The following is a 15,998-nucleotide window of genomic DNA, read 5'->3' as shown; positions in this document are numbered from 1 at the left end:
TTTAAAAGGAGATGGAAATGATAGTAAAAATTGGTATATTAGCTCCATACAGAGGATTGGAACATGTCGTTTTGGATCAGGCCGCTCAAATCGATGGCATTGAAATAGAAGTGAGTGTCACCCGGGAAGTCGATGCGCTGAGGCAGGCTGCCCTGCTCGAGGAGCGTGGAGTGGATGTGCTGGTCAGCCGGGGCCTGACCGCAGAGACGATTAAAGGAAGCGTATCGGTGCCTCTGATTGAAATTGAGGTGTCCGGCTTTGATATTCTGCGGACGCTGCTTCTTGTGAAGGGCACAAAAGAGCAGGCGCGGGTGATTGGATTCCCGAGTGTCTGCAGCGGAGTCAGCGAAGTCTCCAAGCTGCTGGCGTTTTCGATCCCCTACACCCAGGTGAATACGACAGCGGAAACAGAGCGTGCGGTTCAGGCAGCCTGGGAGGCCGGCACGTCCTTAATTATCGGCGATGCGGTTACGATGAGCTTTGCGGAGAAATTCGGGCTCAAGGGAATTATGATCACATCCGGGAAGGAGTCGGTCGCCCAGGCTATTCAGCAGGCCAGGCAGATCGGGCATGTTCTTTTAAAAAACAAACAGGAAACGGCGGCCTATCAATCGATGATGCACACGTTATCCGACGGCGTGATTTTATTTGAAAAAACGGGCAGAGTCCGCTATATGAATCCGGCTTTTGCCAATATGTTCAAAGAACAGGAATACATCCAGGAGCTCGAGCCTCCCATCAATCAGCTGCTGCTGCAGTCTATCGGAAAACCGTTTATACAGGAAAAAACAGAAGCGCAGGGACGGCAGATTATTATTGAGGGCACGAGCCTCGACGTGCAGGAACAACCCCATTACCTTGTGAAATGCATCGAAGAGAGCCGTTACGCCCTCGACCGGGACGGCCTGTCCGTGCAGCCATTCCGAACGGAAATGATTTCTTTTACCCAGCTGAGCGAGACCGATCCCAGCTTAAAAAAAGTAATTGAGTACTGCAAACACGAAGCCGACGCTTCTACGTTTTTGCTGAACGGGGCGCCCGGTACTGGGAAAAAATCACTGGCCTATGCGATGCATCAGCACAGGCACAGTTATTCCCATGATATCTGGCGCGTTACGCTAAAAAGCTCCATTCACACGCAGACGCTCACGCAGCTGGAGAAACTGCTTTCGGCTTCCAAAGGAACTTATTACATTAAGGGCTGGGAAACCCTGGCTGCGCCGGAGAGAGAGCGTCTTTGGGAAGCGGCCTCCCGTGCAAGCGCACTGATTTTCTTTGTCAGTGAACAAAGGCCCGGGGCGGATGTGCCTGCTTTTCTAAAAAGCGTAACGCTGCCGCCGCTGAAAGAACGCATCGACCATCTCGAAGACTATGCGAGGCTGTTTATTTCCCTTTCTAACGTTAAATACGGCAAACAGGTGGTGGGAATTGGCAGCAGGCTGCTTGCCTATTGGAAAAAACAGGCGTGGGAACATAATCTCTCGGAGCTTTCCGATGCTATTGAGCGGGCGGTTGCAAACTCCACGGCCGTTTATCTGGAAAAAGAGGATACGGTTCCCGTGCATCGAAATGGTATAAAAGAAACCATCGATTTATCCAGGTCGTTAAAGGAAATGGAACTCGACATTATTATGCGGGTCGTCAAGCAGGAGAACTACAACCAGAGCACGGCGGCTAAACGGCTTGGAATTAATCGTTCCACGCTGTGGCGGAGGCTGAAGGAAGCGGAGGCTGAATAAACGGAGGGAGGCGCTGGAAATGAGAAATCAGGAAGAGATGATTACCCTTCTTTTTAAAAAAGCGCAGGCAGATCCGGCAGTAAGAGCCGCCTGCCTGAATGGATCGAGAGTCAATCCAACGAGCAGGCAGGACCTGCTTCAGGATTTTGACGTCGTGTATGTAGTCAACGATCTGGAACCATTTATCAGGCAGCGGGAGTGGCTGCAGGAATTCGGGGATCTGTTAATTATGCAGACGCCGGACGAAATGAATGGAGGATCGGGGCGCCGTCATAAATTTGCTTTTCTCATGCTGTTTACAGACGGCATCCGGATCGACCTGACTCTGCTTCTGAAAGCAGGCGTTACCGATTACATCAATGAAGACAGCCTCACGGTTGTTCTGCTGGATAAAGATGCCCTGTTTCCGGCTCTTCCTCCTCCGTCAGAGCAGACTCATTACGTGCAGACGCCTGATCGGCAAGCCTTCCGGGACTGCTGCAATGAGTTTTGGTGGGTGTCCACATATGCCGCCAAAGGAGCCTGGCGCAGCGAAGTTCTTTATGCGATGGACCATCTCGCTGTTATGCGGGAGATGCTTCTGAGAATGACCACCTGGTATGCCGGCGCCTCGCATTCCTTTCCTATTAATATCGGAAAAAGCTATAAACATCTTCCGCTGTACGTCAGCGGCGATATCTGGAAGCGTCTGCAGGACACTTTTCCGGAAGCGGCCGTTGCCCCGATATGGGAGGCTGTATTTCACATGAGTGATTTATTCTTAGACATAACGCTTCATACAGCAGATCTGCTGGAGTTGGAAGTTTCCGCTGAGGAGGCGCAAAACGTGTACCGGTATCTGCAGCACCTTCACCAGCTTCCACAGAATACGAGTAAATGGAATCTGCATCTGTAATGGTTTTCGTCAAAACCAATTAGGGTACGAAAGATAGAAGAGGGGTTATAAGTGCCCCGCTTTTTTACCAGAATTATTGTCCGAATATTCTATAATCAAGGGGGACGAAAAAAATGGGAAAAAACGTGACGCAGAAACTGCTTGGGGTCCATCTTTTATCCGGTGAGATGAAGGCAGGGGAAGAAATTGGATTAAAAATAGACCAGACGCTCACCCAGGACGCCACCGGCACACTTGTTATGCTGGAACTGGAAGCGATGGGCATTGACCGTGTTAAAACAGAGGTCTCCGCCCAGTATGTGGATCACAACCTGATCCAGGAAGATTACAAAAATCCGGATGACCATCTGTTTCTCCAAAGTGCTGCCCAGCGGTTTGGTATTTATTACAGCAAGCCGGGCAACGGGGTAAGCCACCCCGTTCATATGCAGCGGCTCGGCAAGCCCGGAAAAACACTGCTTGGTTCAGACAGCCACACCTGTGCGGCCGGGTCTCTGGGCATGTTTGCCATGGGAGCGGGCGGTATTGAAGTCGCCATGGCGGCCGCCGGCGAGCCGATATACGTAAAAATGCCGAAAGTATGGGGCGTGAAGCTTACCGGGAAGCTCCCGGAATGGGTAAGCGCTAAAGATATTATCCTGGAGCTGCTGCGCCGCCACGGCGTAAAGGGCGGAGTTGGAAAAGTAATTGAATACTACGGGCCCGCTCTTGCGGATCTAACCGCTATGGACCGGCACGTCATTGCAAACATGGGAGCAGAACTCGGCGCCACCACCTCTGTATTTCCATCCGATGAGCAGGTTCGTCATTTCCTGGAGATGGAGGAACGGGGAGAGGACTGGATCGAGCTGTCAGCGGATGAGGATGCCTCCTATGAGGAGCACGAAGAAATCAACTTGTCCGAGCTGGAGCCGATGATTGCCAGGCCGTCAAGTCCCGGCAATGTGGTAACTGTCCGTGAGGCAGCCGGAGAGCCTATTTACCAGTCGTATATCGGCTCCTCGGCAAATCCGGGCTACAGGGACTTTGCGATTGTGGCGCAGATGATGAAAGGGCGGTCGATTGCGCCCGGCGTCTCGCTCGATATTAACCCGTCTTCCCGGGAAACGCTTTCTGACTTAATTAACACCGGCAACCTCTCCCATTTAATTGATGCAGGCGCCAGGCTTCATCAGGCGGGCTGTAATGGCTGTATCGGCATGGGACAGGCACCGGCTTCGGGAAAGAACAGCCTGCGCACCGTGCCAAGAAACTTCCCGGGCCGCTCCGGCACGCTGGATGACAGCGTATTTCTATGCAGTCCGGAAACAGCGGCTGCCTCAGCACTTACCGGGAAAATCACCGATCCAAGAGAGCTTGATATGGAATACCCGCAGATAGATATTCCAAAGCCTGCGATTAACAACGAACTGTTGATGCATCCGTATCCTTTTGAAGAAGCCAAAGAAATCCGCTTATCCAAAGGGCCGAATATTGAAGCTATTCCGGAATTTGATGCCCTTCCGGATGAACTGGAGGTAACCGTCGGCTTTAAGACGGGGGACGATGTCTCCACCGATGAAATACTGGCAGGCGGCGGCCGGGTACTGCCATTTCGAAGCAATCTGCCTGAAATCAGCAAATTCACCTTTGAAAAGCTGGATGAGTCCTACTATAAGCGGGCCATGGAATCCAGAGACCAGGGCGGTCATGCTGTAATAGGCGGAAGCAACTACGGGCAGGGATCGAGCCGGGAACATGCGGCTCTGGCGCCGAGGTATCTGGGACTGCGTGCTGCAATCGTAAAGGATTTTGCCCGGATTCACTGGCAGAACCTTGTCAATTTCGGCGTTCTTCCGCTCACTTTTGTGAACGAGTCTGATTATGACCTGATTGAACAGGACGACGTGATTGTTTTTAAAGACATCCGCCGCTCGCTGCAGGAATCTTCAGTTCTGACAGCAGAAATCAAAGGGAAATCCACGATAGAAGTAGAGCATGCTATGTCCGGCAGGCAGATTGAAATTATGCTGGACGGCGGTATGATCAACTGGATCAAAAAAGGCGAAACCCAGCATTAACGTGACTGACACCGGCCCGGGCTGAACACCCCGGGCCGGTGTCTTTTTTTTGTAATGAAGCAGCCATCAGGAAAAAACATGGTAACAAAAACAGGAATCCAACCCGCATGTGCCGAACTATTAGCTATACAGACAGCCATAGAACGAAAGTTCAGCGGCAGTGTTACTGTACAGATTTTTGAAAGCGCTTTAATTATAATTATCTACACAGGAGGCCTGCAATGAAACAAGTCAAAGCAGACATGTCAGGAAGCATCTGGAAAATTACCACCACGGTCGGCGAAAACGTAGCGACAGGACAGGAAATCGCCATACTGGAGTCTATGAAAATGGAAATACCGATGGAGTCTACCGAAAGCGGCAGGGTGCACATGATTCACAAAAAAGAAGGTGACTTTGTAGAAGAAGGCGATATTATTCTGGAGCTTGAATAAAGCAGCCGAAGGAGGAATGGCAGAATGCCGGAACCAGTGACCCGGGTGATCGATCCAAACGGGACAGCGACTATAACGCTGCAGCGCCCCGAAGCCGCCAATGCCTTATCGATTGAACTGCTCCACGCCCTTACCGCAATAATGGACGAGCTGGCCGTTCAGCCGGACGTGCGCTGTGTGATACTCACCGGTAAAGGCGATAAAGCGTTTTGTGCCGGAGCGGATCTGAAAGAAAGGGCGCAGATGACGCCGGCGGAAACGAAAGATGTGGTGGCGCTTATCGGGTCAGTGGTCGCCCGTCTGGCAGGAATGCCGCAGCCGACGCTTGCCATGATGAACGGAAGCGCCTTTGGCGGCGGCCTCGAACTTGCCCTCGCCTGTGACATCCGGATAGCGGCCGATCACATCAAAACCGGCCTGACCGAAACCTCCCTCGGCATTATCCCGGGAGCAGGCGGCACCCAGAGACTGCCGCGTGCCATCGGAATGGCCCGGGCAAAAGAACTTATTTTTACCGCTGAAAAAATAAGCGCAGCGGACGCATTAGCAATCGGTCTCGTCGAACATGTTGTGCCCGCTTCCGCACTGGCAGAAAAAACGGCAGAAATGTCAGAGCGGATCTGCCGGAATGCGCCGATTGCAGTAAAACAGGCAAAAGCCGCGATGAACGCTGGAGCTGATATCGACCTGCCATCCGGCCTAAAAATAGAACAGGAGGCGTATCATGCCACGCTTTGGACCGAAGACCGCCGGGAGGGGCTGAACGCTTTTCGGGAAAAGCGCTCTCCTGTTTACAAAGGCAGGTAGCTGCCCAGTCAGCAGGCTGGCGAATAAGGTGCTTTATAGAAAGGAGGAATTCTGATGAACTTTGAGTTAACAGAGGAGCAGAAGATGGTGGCCGCTCTCGCCCGCGATTTTGCCACGGAAGTAATTGCTCCCCGGGCGGAGGAAGTAGATGTGCAGGCGGCTTTTCCGGTAGAGACGTTTTTAGAAATGGGGAAACTCGGTCTGATGGGTATCCCGTTTCCAGAAGACTACGGTGGATCCGGAGGGGATACCATTTCCTATACGCTCGCCGTTGAAGAAATAGGCAAAGCCTGCGGCAGTACAGGGCTTAGCTACGCGGCAGCCGTATCGCTCGGAGCGGCTCCGATCTATTACTACGGTACGGAACAGCAGAAGCAGGACTACCTGATTCCGCTCGCCAAAGGAGAGACACTTGGGGCATTCGGGCTGACCGAACCAAACGCCGGCTCCGATGCAGGCGGTACGCGAACGACTGCGGTGCTGGAAAATGGAGAATACCGGATTAACGGGGAGAAGTGCTGGATCACCAACGCCCAGTACGCGCGCACGATCATTGTTACTGCGGTTACAGGAAAAGATGAACGCGGGCGGAATATTATCTCCGCTATTATCGTGCCGCCGGATGCGGATGGATTTACGATTTCGAGCCCTTACAACAAAATGGGAGTCCGCGGCTCCAATACGTGTGAGCTGATACTCGATGATGTCAGAGTGCCTGCAGGCAACCTGCTTGGTGATCCGGCGAAGGGTTTTAAGCAGTTTCTGCATACGCTGGATGGAGGCCGTATTTCGATCGCAGCCCTCGCTGTCGGTATTGCACGGGGCGCTTTTGAAAAGGCCCTGCAGTATTCTCACGAACGCAGGCAGTTTGGGACAGAAATTTCGTCGTTTCAGGCGATTCAGTTTAAATTAGCGGATATGGCGATGGAGATTGAGCTGGCACAGAATATGGTTCGTAAAGCCGCCTGGCTGAAAGATCATAACAAGCCATTTACGAAAGAAGCAGCCTACGCCAAGCTGTTTGCGTCCGAAATGGCGTCCAGAACGTGCAACCAGTCACTGCAGATCCACGGCGGCTACGGCTACATGAGAGAATACGGCATTGAACGCATGCTTCGGGATACGAAGCTGATGGAGATTGGCGAAGGAACTTCAGAAATCCAGCGGCTTGTTATCGCCCGGCAGCTCGGGTGCTGAGGACCGGAGAAAAGGAGGCAGTCATGAAAAGCAGGCACCAGCAAAAAGAACAGAAAATTGAAGAAGGCGGTCAGGAAAAGTACCATAACGCCAATACCGAAAAAGGTAAACTGTTTGTCAGAGAGCGTCTGGCTCTGCTGTTGGATGACGGACAGCAGTTAGAAGACGGAAAATTTGCCAACTACGAGTCGGAGTCCCTGCCGGCTGATGGGGTGATAACGGGCACAGGGAAAATAAACGGCCGCGATGTTTGTTTTATGGCTAATGACTCAACGGTCAAAGCAGGTTCATGGGGAGCCAGGACGGTGGAAAAAATCATCCGTATCCAGGAAACAGCGGACCGGCTGCGTCTGCCGATGCTGTACTTAGTAGATTCTGCCGGCGCGCGGATTACCGATCAGATCGAGATGTTTCCGGGAAGAAGAGGAGCCGGACGGATTTTTTACAACCAGGTGAAGCTATCCGGGAAAGTGCCTCAGGTATGCCTCTTGTTCGGGCCGTCGGCTGCGGGAGGTGCATATATTCCGGCATTCTGTGATCTAGTTATTATGGTAAAAGGAAACGCGTCGATGTATCTCGGGTCGCCGCGGATGGCAGAAATGGTCATAGGAGAAAAAGTAAGCCTCGAAGAAATGGGTGGAGCGGAGATGCACTGCTCGGTGTCCGGATGTGGAGACGTGTTGGCCGCTGATGAGAAGGAAGCCATCGCTCAGACCAGGGACTACCTGACCTATTTTCCGTCTTATTACGGCTCTACGCCTCCCGAATCTCCTGCCGGGAAGGAGCCGGCGGTGAAGGAGTCGATCGAAGCCATGATCCCAGCGAACCAAAATGCGCCTTTTAATATATATGATCTGCTGGAGCGCCTGGTGGACAAAGATTCGATGTTTGATGTGAAAAAGATGTTTGCGCCCGAGCTGATTACCGTGCTTGCCCGTATTGACGGAAAAACAGTAGGAATTGTAGCCAACCAGCCTAAAGTAAAAGGCGGGGTGCTGTTTCAGGATTCAGCAGACAAAGCCGCTAAATTTATCGCGCTCTGCGACGCCTTTGGCATACCGCTTTTGTTCCTGGCTGATATTCCCGGCTTCATGATTGGCAGCAAAGTCGAGCGGGCGGGTATTATCCGCCACGGTGCAAAAATGATTGCTGCCATGGCTGAAGCGACGGTTCCTAAAATATCCGTTATTGTGCGTAAAGCCTATGGAGCGGGGTTGTATGCGATGACCGGTCCTGCCTTTGAGCCGGACTGCTGCCTGGCATTTCCGCAGGCACAGATCGCTGTGATGGGACCGGAAGCCGCCGTTAATGCAGTGTATGCCAATAAAATACAGGAACTTGCTGAAGAAGATCGCCCGGCTTTTTTAAAGGAAAAACGAGAAGAATACAAGCAGAACATCGATATTTACCGGCTGGCATCCGACCTCGTAGTTGATGCGGTAATTGAGCCGGATACACTTAGAGCCGAACTCATTTCCAGATTCAGCGTGTACCAGGCCAAACAAACAACCTTCACCGACCGTAAACACGGGGTATATCCGGTGTGAAATGGGAGTTCATTAGATAAAGGTGGTGAGTACTATGGAGATTGTTTATTTTTCAGCCGGAAGATCTATTTTGGAAGTGAAAAAAGAACAGCAGGAATGGACATTAAATGAAAAAATAACGCCGAATACATTTTTATGTCTGGCCGCAGATCCGAATCGGCCGGGCCGGCTGTATGGAGGAACATTTAACGACGGGCTCTGGCTCAGCTGTGACAACGGTGATACATGGGAGCCTGCCGGTGCCGGTATCACTCATAAACGGATAATGAGCGTTGCGGTCAGTCCGATAGAAGTTAAAAACGATCTGAGTGTGGTGTGGGCCGGTACAGAACCAAGCGGATTGTTTCGTTCTGAAGATGGCGGAAACACATGGACGGATTGTCCGTCGCTGCTGGATCTCCCGTCCAGGCCGAGCTGGAGTTTTCCGCCGCGTCCGCATACACATCATGTCCGCTGGATTCAGCCGGACCATCATAATGAACATCGAATTTTTGTTGGAATCGAGCTCGGGGGCGTTATGAAAAGCGAAGATAAAGGGGCACATTGGGAAGACAGGAAACCGCACTCCCAGTACGACTGTCACTCGATGGCTGTTCATCCGCGTGTGTCTGGACGGGTATATGAAGCCGCAGGCGGGGGATATGCAGAAAGTTTCGATGGAGGAACAACGTGGCAGACGGTAAATGAAGGGCTGGCGCCGTATAACTATCTGATTAGTGTGGCTGTAGACCCGGCAAATGCAGACACGGTCGTTGCGTCTGCGTCTAAAAGTCCGTATGAAGCATACAATCCCGAGAGAGCAAATACGATTGTAGTTCGGCGGGAAAATGGCGGGTCCTGGGTCCGGGTGCATGAAGGACTACCGGATGCGGACGGTTCCGCTCATTTTGCGCTGGCTTCACATGAATCGAGGCCGGGCGTCTTTTACGCAGTAAATAATCTTGGGTTGTATATATCCTATGATGCCGGGCGGACATGGAACAAGATTTCAATCGAATGGCCGGAATTTGTGAAAGGAAAAAGGATTCCCGGGTTTGCAATAATAGCCGGTCACGATGAAAAACATGAGTAAAGAAGCAGCATCATGACAAAAAAATACTGGGTCATCGAATGAAATAAACACGCAGCAAAGAGACATGATAGGCGGGACAAAAAACCGGACAACATCCATATATTCGTTTTACTTTTATTCTAGTTTACATAATATATATTATCGGAAGTTATATAAAAAGCTTTCATTCCTGTATCATTAGTTAAGTAAACTACTATTAATGAGACGAAGCGTGAAAAATTGTGATCCGTGAACTTATTATATTATATATAGATTTGCTGTGTATATGTGCGCATTTTTCTTATTTCTTTTCGTACAGCATGTTCTGATTAAATTCATTACTTGATTTCTTGCAGCCTTTCTTTTCATCGCAGATTTACTGCAGCGATTTTAGTTCTTTTTTATAACTGCGGTCTATCCGTTTTATCCGTTTCATTTAGACGTTTATTCGTACTGTAGACTTTTCTGATTCTAATTATTTTTTACTGCGCTCTCTATAGCATGTTTTGGTAACTGTTGATTTCATCCATATTGGATTATCTGCTATACGGCTTTATTACATCATTTCCTCGTTAAAAACTTGCTGTAAACTACTCTCACATCAATCGACACCGGACAATGGTACGTCTATCCGGTTTCGTTTGCTCTCACAGCGCCTCACTACTGCTCATAAATAAAAAAACCCCTGAAAGCCTTATATATGGCCATCAAGGGTTTTCTGCTATGCAATCAGCCGCCAGATTCCGTTAATGAAAAAGAAACTCAGCAGCATAAAAATCAAAAATTCTCCCGGTTTTGACCCGGTCAGCTTCCCGAATGGAAATCTCACGTTATACCGTACCGGAAAAAATAAATGAACGCCTTTAGGTGTCAGCATATCAAGTAAAATATGGCTGATCACGCCTGCGGTAATGCCTGTCTGCATAACCGTGCCGGTTAATCCCGGAATCAGCCCCGTCAATATAAATACAATAGCCGTGCCGACCAGGCTGTGCGTGAGTGTCCGGTGGCCGACAAGCTTAAAGACAATGTAGGATGTTGCTTTCAGACGTCTTCCCATCCAGGAATTTGGCTGGCAGATGTCCGGCAGCAGGCCGCCAAACATCAGCGAACCTATAAAAACTGCTGCCTGGAATACATCCTGCTCTACTGCCTGGGGAGCCCAATTCAAATATACTGCTGCAGATCCTGCAGCGAGGGCGCCTACGGTGTGTGTTGCTGCTTTCATGATGTCCGCCCCGCTCTTGTTTACATAATGTTATTACGGTTTACTAGAAAGTAATTTATATTCTACTGGTGTCCATACGTATTTCACAATACCTTGCTTTTTCTCATCAATAACAAACGAACCGCTGCTGTACCGGTCGTTTTTCCGGAAACGTTTCAGGTTCTCGGTGTGTGTGACCCCTTTATCTGTCCGGAGAACAATTTCCTGCTCCCCGCCGTTTGTTTCGTACAGACCGATAATCCGATGAGGATTGGATTTGAGCTCGCGGATCATCACAAGTCCCCTTGTGGCCCGCTTCGCCTGTTCAAAGTCACCGGCGCTCATTTTCTTTACAGCGCCCCGCTGTGTCACAAGAACCAGCATCGTGTCATTGGTAACCGGGAGAGCGTTAATGACTTCATCCCCATCTTTTAAATTAATGCCCTTTACGCCGGCAGCCTGTTTACCGACCACAGGAATGTCCTCGATTGGAAAACGCAGGCCGTAGCCGTAGGAGCTGGCTAAAAATAGATCGGTTTCTTGTTCCAGCTCAAGGACTGCTGTGACCTGATCGCCGTCTTTAAGCTTAACTGCCGTCAGCGCTTTGGAATAGCGCTGGGCTTTGTACACATTCAGCGGTGTTTTTTTCACGAGTCCCTGTCTGGTAATAAACAATAGCTCGTTTGTTGTATCAAACGTCCGGATCGGCAGGGCTTTGATCAGCTCATCCCCCGCCTCCAGCTGCACGAGGTTGCCGATATGCTGTCCGTTGTCTTTCCAGCGGATCTCGGAGAGCTGGTGAACCGGCATATATATATACTGGCCGCGTTTTGTAAACAGCAGCAGCGTATCCGTGGTGTTCATTTCCCTGAAATACAGGAGCTCATCGGTTTCTTTCATTCCCGGCTTTTCTTCTTTGGAAGCCGAATAGGAGCGGATGCTCGTACGTTTCACATAGCCTTCCTGTGTTGCTGTAATAATAACGTCTTCCGAAGGGATCATTCCCTCCATATCGACCTTGAGCTCCTGGATATGTTCTTCGATTTTTGTGAGGCGCTCATCATTATACAACTTGCGGATCCGCGTTAATTCTTTTTTAATCACGTCCATCAGCTTTTTATCGCTTTTAAGAATACCTTCCAGACGCGTAATTTCTTTACGGAGGGCATCTGCTTCTTTTTCAAGCGTCACAATGTCGGTATTGGTTAAACGGTACAGCTGCAGGTTGACGATCGCTTCGGCCTGTTCGGAAGTAAAGGAATACTTTTCTTCCAGGTTCCGTTTGGCATCCGCCTTATCGTTGGATTCCCGTATTGCTGCGATCACTTCATCAAGAATCGATATGGCTTTAATCAGGCCTTCGACAATATGCTGGCGTTTGACCGCTTTATCGAGTTCATGACGGGACCGGTTGGTGACGACCTCACGCTGGTGGTCGATATAAGCCGATAGCAATGGTTTAAGTCCCATAAGCTGCGGCGTCTGGTTATAGATGGCCACCATATTGAAATGATAGGCAATCTGCAGATCCGTGGATTTGTATAAAAATGTCAGTACGTTTTCGGGATCGGCTTCTTTTTTAAGCTCAATCACAATACGGAGTCCGGTCCGGTCCGTATCATCCCGGACTTCAGCGATACCGTCGATTTTTTTATCAAAACGGATTTCGTCCATCTTTTTAACAAGATTAGATTTCACTACGTCATAGGGGATTTCCGTAATAACGATCTGCTTGCGTCCTCCGCGAAGCTCTTCAATTTCTGCATTGGCACGCAGCATTACTTTTCCTTTACCGGTTTCGTAAGCACTGCGGATGCCTTCTAGTCCCTGAATAGTGCCGCCGGTCGGGAAATCCGGCCCTTTTAATACCGTCATCAGTTCCTCGACGCCCGCTTCCGGCTTATCAATCATCATTAAGGCTGCATCAATTACTTCTCCGAGCTGATGCGGAGGAATATCGGTAGCATACCCGGCACTGATACCGGTGGAGCCATTAACCAGAAGGTTCGGGTACATCGCCGGCAGAACGACCGGCTCCTCCTGGGAATCATCGAAGTTTGGAATATATTCGACCGTGCTTTTTTCAATATCACGGAGAAGCTCGGCAGAAAGTGCCGACAGCCGTGCCTCGGTATAACGCATCGCGGCGGGCGGGTCTCCGTCCACCGAACCGTTGTTGCCGTGCATCTGCACAAGCGCATTGCGGACCTTCCAGTCCTGGCTCATGCGTACCATCGCTTCATACACGGAGCTGTCCCCGTGCGGATGGTAGTTACCAATTACGTTACCTACCGTTTTAGCGGCTTTACGGAACGGTTTTTCAAACGTATTGCCTTCGTGGTACATCGCGTATAAAATCCGGCGTTGTACCGGCTTCAGACCATCCCGGGCGTCAGGCAGGGCCCGCTCCTGGATAATATATTTGCTGTAGCGGCCGAAGCGGTCGCCGATAACATCTTCAAGCGGTAAGTCTAAAAATTTCTCTGTCTGCGTCATTCGTATTCATCCTCCAGGTGAAGGTTTTCGTTTTCCAGAATGTTGCTGTCTTCCTCCAGCCCAAAGGCCACATTCGACTCAATCCACTTCCGGCGGGGTTCGACTTTATCGCCCATCAACACGCTGACGCGCTTGTCGGCCCGGGCAAGATCTTCAATCGTCACCCGGATCAGCGTACGGGACTCGGGATTCATTGTCGTTTCCCACAGCTGGGTCGCGTCCATTTCCCCGAGACCCTTATAGCGCTGAATGATATAGCCTTTGCCGATCTTTTTCATTGCTTCCTGCATGCCTTCTTCATCCCAGGCATATTCTGTTTTTTCTTTCTTGCCGGAGCCTTTGCTTATCTTATACAGCGGCGGCAGGGCAATATAGACCTTGCCGGAGGAAATAAGCTCCCGCATGTACCGGTAAAAAAACGTCAGCAGCAGCACCTGAATATGGGCACCGTCCGTATCGGCATCGGTCATAATCACGACTTTATCGTAGTTGCGCTCTTCGAGAACAAAGTCCGCACCGACTCCCGCGCCGAGAGCATAAATAATCGTGCGGATCTCTTCGTTTTTCATAATGTCGTCTATACGGGCTTTTTCCGTATTGATGACCTTTCCGCGGAGGGGAAGGACCGCCTGAAATTTCCGGTCCCGTCCCTGCTTCGCTGAACCGCCGGCCGAATCCCCCTCGACCAGGTACAGCTCATTGCGGTCCGGATTTTTGGACTGGGCCGGAGTCAGCTTTCCGCTGAGAAGCACGTCTTTTTTCCGGTTTTTCTTGCCGTTTCTGGCTTCTTCCCGGGCACGGCGTGCCGCTTCTCTTGCCTGGGACGCCTTGACAGCCTTTTTTATCAGCATCTGGCTGACAGTCGGGTTTTCTTCAAAAAAGTAGGTCAGTTTCTCGGCAAGAACCTGCTCTACAGCAGAACGTGCATCCGGTGTGCCGAGTTTGCTTTTCGTCTGGCCTTCAAACTGCAGCTTTTCTTCCGGCACCCGTATTGAAATAACCGACGTAAAGCCCTCACGGATGTCTGACCCGTCAAGGTTTTTATCTTTTTCTTTTAGCAGGCCGGTCTTTCTGGCATATTCATTTACAATCCGGGTGAGCGCCGATCTGGCTCCGGACTCATGGGTGCCTCCGTCTCTTGTACGCACGTTGTTCACAAACGACAGCGTGGTTTCGGTATAGGCATCATTAAATTGAAAGGCTGTTTCCACCTCAATCTCCTGATTGACGCCTTCAAAGAAAACGACCGGATGAAGGGTTTCCTTGTCCTCGTTCAAGTATTCCACGAATGCTTTAATTCCTGTATCAAATAAAAACGTATCGGTCACAACTTCCTTCTGACGTTCATCGCGGAGACCAATCGTTACTCCGCCCAAAAGAAAGGCTGCTTCCCGAAGGCGTTCGGCTAATGTGTCGTATTGAAACACGGTATGGTTAAAAATCGCCGGATCCGGTTTAAAGCGGATCGTTGTACCTGTTTTTTTGGTGGTTCCTTTTTTTACGAGACCTGTGACCGGCTTACCGCCGTCCCGGAAGGACTGCTGGAAGCTCTCGCCATCGCGGTCGATCATAACATCAAGTGATTCGGACAAGGCGTTCACTACAGAGGCCCCCACGCCATGGAGTCCTCCGCTTGTTGCATAACCGCCCTGGCCGAACTTCCCGCCGGCATGAAGAACCGTCAGGATAACTTCCGGCGTTGGCTTTCCCGTCTGGTGCATACCGGTAGGCATTCCCCTGCCGGCATCAGAGACGCTTACGCTGTTGTCTTTATGCAGAACGACCTGAATGTTTTTTCCATATCCGCCGAGTGCTTCATCGACGGCATTGTCAACAATTTCAAAAACAAGATGATGAAGTCCCCGGCTATCGGTGCTTCCGATATACATGCCGGGGCGTTTGCGAACCGCTTCAAGGCCTTCGAGGACCTGAATGGATTCGTCGTTATATTGGTATGTTCCCTTTGCTGCCAAAAAATCCGACTCCCTTCTCATGCAAGAACAAATATCTTTATATAATATCTTATCATACCACATGCCATTATACGAACATATGTTTTATATGACACGTCCTCCATCAAAATATCATAAAAAAACAAAAAGAACCAGTTCAAGTTTGAACTGGTTCCCGGAATTGTCTCAGCGCGTCATCTGGTATTCGACCTTGATGCATGAATCCATTACTATATTTATATTTTTTTCTTTCAGAATGGCAGGTACTTCGTCGTGAGAGACGCCAAGCTGGGCCCAGAAGGTGCCTGCTTCAATATCGAGCACGTCGCGGGCAACTTCCGGCAGGAATTCACTGCGGCGGAAAACGTTGACAATGTCCACCGGGCCGTCAATGTCCTGCAGCCGCTTAACGGCTTTGACTCCAAGCACTTCATCAACTACAGGATTGACCGGAATAATTTCATAACCGGCCTGCTGCATTTGGCTGCTGATCTGATAGGACGTCCGCGAGGGATTATCGGACAGGCCTACCACAGCAATTCGTTTGCTTGTGTCCAGAATATGCTTAATTTTCTGCTGGTCGGGATTACGGTGTGCCATGTTATCTATCTCC

At 50.3% G+C, this 15,998-nt stretch carries 12 protein-coding genes; 8 read left to right on the top strand and 4 right to left on the bottom strand.

Features of this window, described 5'->3' with window-relative positions:
* The first annotated feature begins 17 nt into the window (after nt 1-17).
* The 8 genes from ATL39_RS14365 to ATL39_RS14330 all read left to right on the top strand — a co-directional run bounded on the left by ATL39_RS14365 (nt 18) and on the right by ATL39_RS14330 (nt 9,751).
* On the top strand, nt 18-1,739 hold the full coding sequence (locus tag ATL39_RS14365) for a sigma-54-dependent Fis family transcriptional regulator (protein ID WP_170146942.1): 1,722 nt from the start codon (nt 18-20) through the stop codon (nt 1,737-1,739).
* A gap of 19 nt (nt 1,740-1,758) precedes the next feature.
* Nucleotides 1,759-2,634 carry an aminoglycoside 6-adenylyltransferase gene (locus ATL39_RS14360; RefSeq protein ID WP_120194062.1) on the top strand — a complete coding sequence of 292 codons (876 nt, stop codon included), beginning with the start codon at nt 1,759-1,761 and terminating at the stop codon, nt 2,632-2,634.
* Nucleotides 2,635-2,747: 113 nt separating this feature from the next.
* Nucleotides 2,748-4,694 (top strand): aconitate hydratase, encoded by a 1,947-nt coding sequence (locus tag ATL39_RS14355; RefSeq protein ID WP_120194061.1) that lies wholly within the window; start codon nt 2,748-2,750, stop codon nt 4,692-4,694.
* A gap of 221 nt (nt 4,695-4,915) precedes the next feature.
* Complete coding sequence (locus ATL39_RS14350; RefSeq protein WP_120194060.1) at nt 4,916-5,128, top strand: acetyl-CoA carboxylase biotin carboxyl carrier protein subunit; 213 nt, start codon at nt 4,916-4,918, stop codon at nt 5,126-5,128.
* A 24-nt stretch (nt 5,129-5,152) separates the two neighbouring features.
* Nucleotides 5,153-5,935 (top strand): enoyl-CoA hydratase, encoded by a 783-nt coding sequence (locus ATL39_RS14345; protein WP_120194059.1) that lies wholly within the window; start codon nt 5,153-5,155, stop codon nt 5,933-5,935.
* Nucleotides 5,936-5,989: 54 nt separating this feature from the next.
* A complete protein-coding gene (locus ATL39_RS14340) occupies nt 5,990-7,132 on the top strand; it encodes an acyl-CoA dehydrogenase family protein (protein WP_120194058.1) in 1,143 nt (380 codons plus the stop codon).
* Nucleotides 7,133-7,155: 23 nt separating this feature from the next.
* A complete protein-coding gene (locus ATL39_RS14335) occupies nt 7,156-8,679 on the top strand; it encodes an acyl-CoA carboxylase subunit beta (protein WP_120194057.1) in 1,524 nt (507 codons plus the stop codon).
* A 34-nt stretch (nt 8,680-8,713) separates the two neighbouring features.
* Entirely contained in the window at nt 8,714-9,751 is a 1,038-nt protein-coding gene (locus ATL39_RS14330; protein WP_120194056.1) for a WD40/YVTN/BNR-like repeat-containing protein, read from the top strand.
* A gap of 700 nt (nt 9,752-10,451) precedes the next feature.
* Here the strand turns inward: ATL39_RS14330 and ATL39_RS14325 are convergent.
* From ATL39_RS14325 to ATL39_RS14310, 4 genes are all read right to left on the bottom strand, one after another.
* Nucleotides 10,452-10,958, bottom strand: coding sequence for a metal-dependent hydrolase (locus ATL39_RS14325; RefSeq protein WP_120194055.1), 507 nt, complete (start codon nt 10,956-10,958; stop codon nt 10,452-10,454).
* Between the two features lie 33 nt (nt 10,959-10,991).
* The gene (gene parC / locus ATL39_RS14320; protein WP_120194054.1) at nt 10,992-13,433 is read right to left on the bottom strand and encodes a DNA topoisomerase IV subunit A; all 2,442 of its coding nucleotides are present in this window, start codon (nt 13,431-13,433) and stop codon (nt 10,992-10,994) included.
* Nucleotides 13,430-15,406: a DNA topoisomerase IV subunit B gene (parE, locus tag ATL39_RS14315; RefSeq protein WP_281270897.1), complete on the bottom strand. Its 1,977-nt coding sequence runs from the start codon at nt 15,404-15,406 to the stop codon at nt 13,430-13,432. The genes parC and parE overlap by 4 nt, the downstream gene beginning before the upstream one ends.
* Nucleotides 15,407-15,571: 165 nt before the next feature.
* Nucleotides 15,572-15,985: a CoA-binding protein gene (locus ATL39_RS14310; RefSeq protein WP_120194052.1), complete on the bottom strand. Its 414-nt coding sequence runs from the start codon at nt 15,983-15,985 to the stop codon at nt 15,572-15,574.
* Nucleotides 15,986-15,998 lie beyond the last annotated feature (13 nt).

This window comes from Sinobaca qinghaiensis, from assembly GCF_003610495.1.
GTDB classification, from domain to species: domain Bacteria; phylum Bacillota; class Bacilli; order Bacillales; family Marinococcaceae; genus Sinobaca; species Sinobaca qinghaiensis.
The sequence above is the reverse complement of the archived record's forward strand: the minus strand, read 5'-3'. Positions and strand labels throughout refer to the sequence as shown.

Bases quoted from the DNA above. Each gene is read 5' to 3' on its own strand.
- ATL39_RS14365 (WP_170146942.1), top strand. From the start codon at position 18: ATGATAGTAAAAATTGGTATATTAGCTCCATACAGAGGATTGGAACAT.
- ATL39_RS14360 (WP_120194062.1), top strand. From the start codon at position 1,759: ATGAGAAATCAGGAAGAGATGATTACCCTTCTTTTTAAAAAAGCGCAG.
- ATL39_RS14355 (WP_120194061.1), top strand. From the start codon at position 2,748: ATGGGAAAAAACGTGACGCAGAAACTGCTTGGGGTCCATCTTTTATCC.
- ATL39_RS14350 (WP_120194060.1), top strand. From the start codon at position 4,916: ATGAAACAAGTCAAAGCAGACATGTCAGGAAGCATCTGGAAAATTACC.
- ATL39_RS14345 (WP_120194059.1), top strand. From the start codon at position 5,153: ATGCCGGAACCAGTGACCCGGGTGATCGATCCAAACGGGACAGCGACT.
- ATL39_RS14340 (WP_120194058.1), top strand. From the start codon at position 5,990: ATGAACTTTGAGTTAACAGAGGAGCAGAAGATGGTGGCCGCTCTCGCC.
- ATL39_RS14335 (WP_120194057.1), top strand. From the start codon at position 7,156: ATGAAAAGCAGGCACCAGCAAAAAGAACAGAAAATTGAAGAAGGCGGT.
- ATL39_RS14330 (WP_120194056.1), top strand. From the start codon at position 8,714: ATGGAGATTGTTTATTTTTCAGCCGGAAGATCTATTTTGGAAGTGAAA.
- ATL39_RS14325 (WP_120194055.1), bottom strand. From the start codon at position 10,958: ATGAAAGCAGCAACACACACCGTAGGCGCCCTCGCTGCAGGATCTGCA.
- parC (WP_120194054.1), bottom strand. From the start codon at position 13,433: ATGACGCAGACAGAGAAATTTTTAGACTTACCGCTTGAAGATGTTATC.
- ATL39_RS14310 (WP_120194052.1), bottom strand. From the start codon at position 15,985: ATGGCACACCGTAATCCCGACCAGCAGAAAATTAAGCATATTCTGGAC.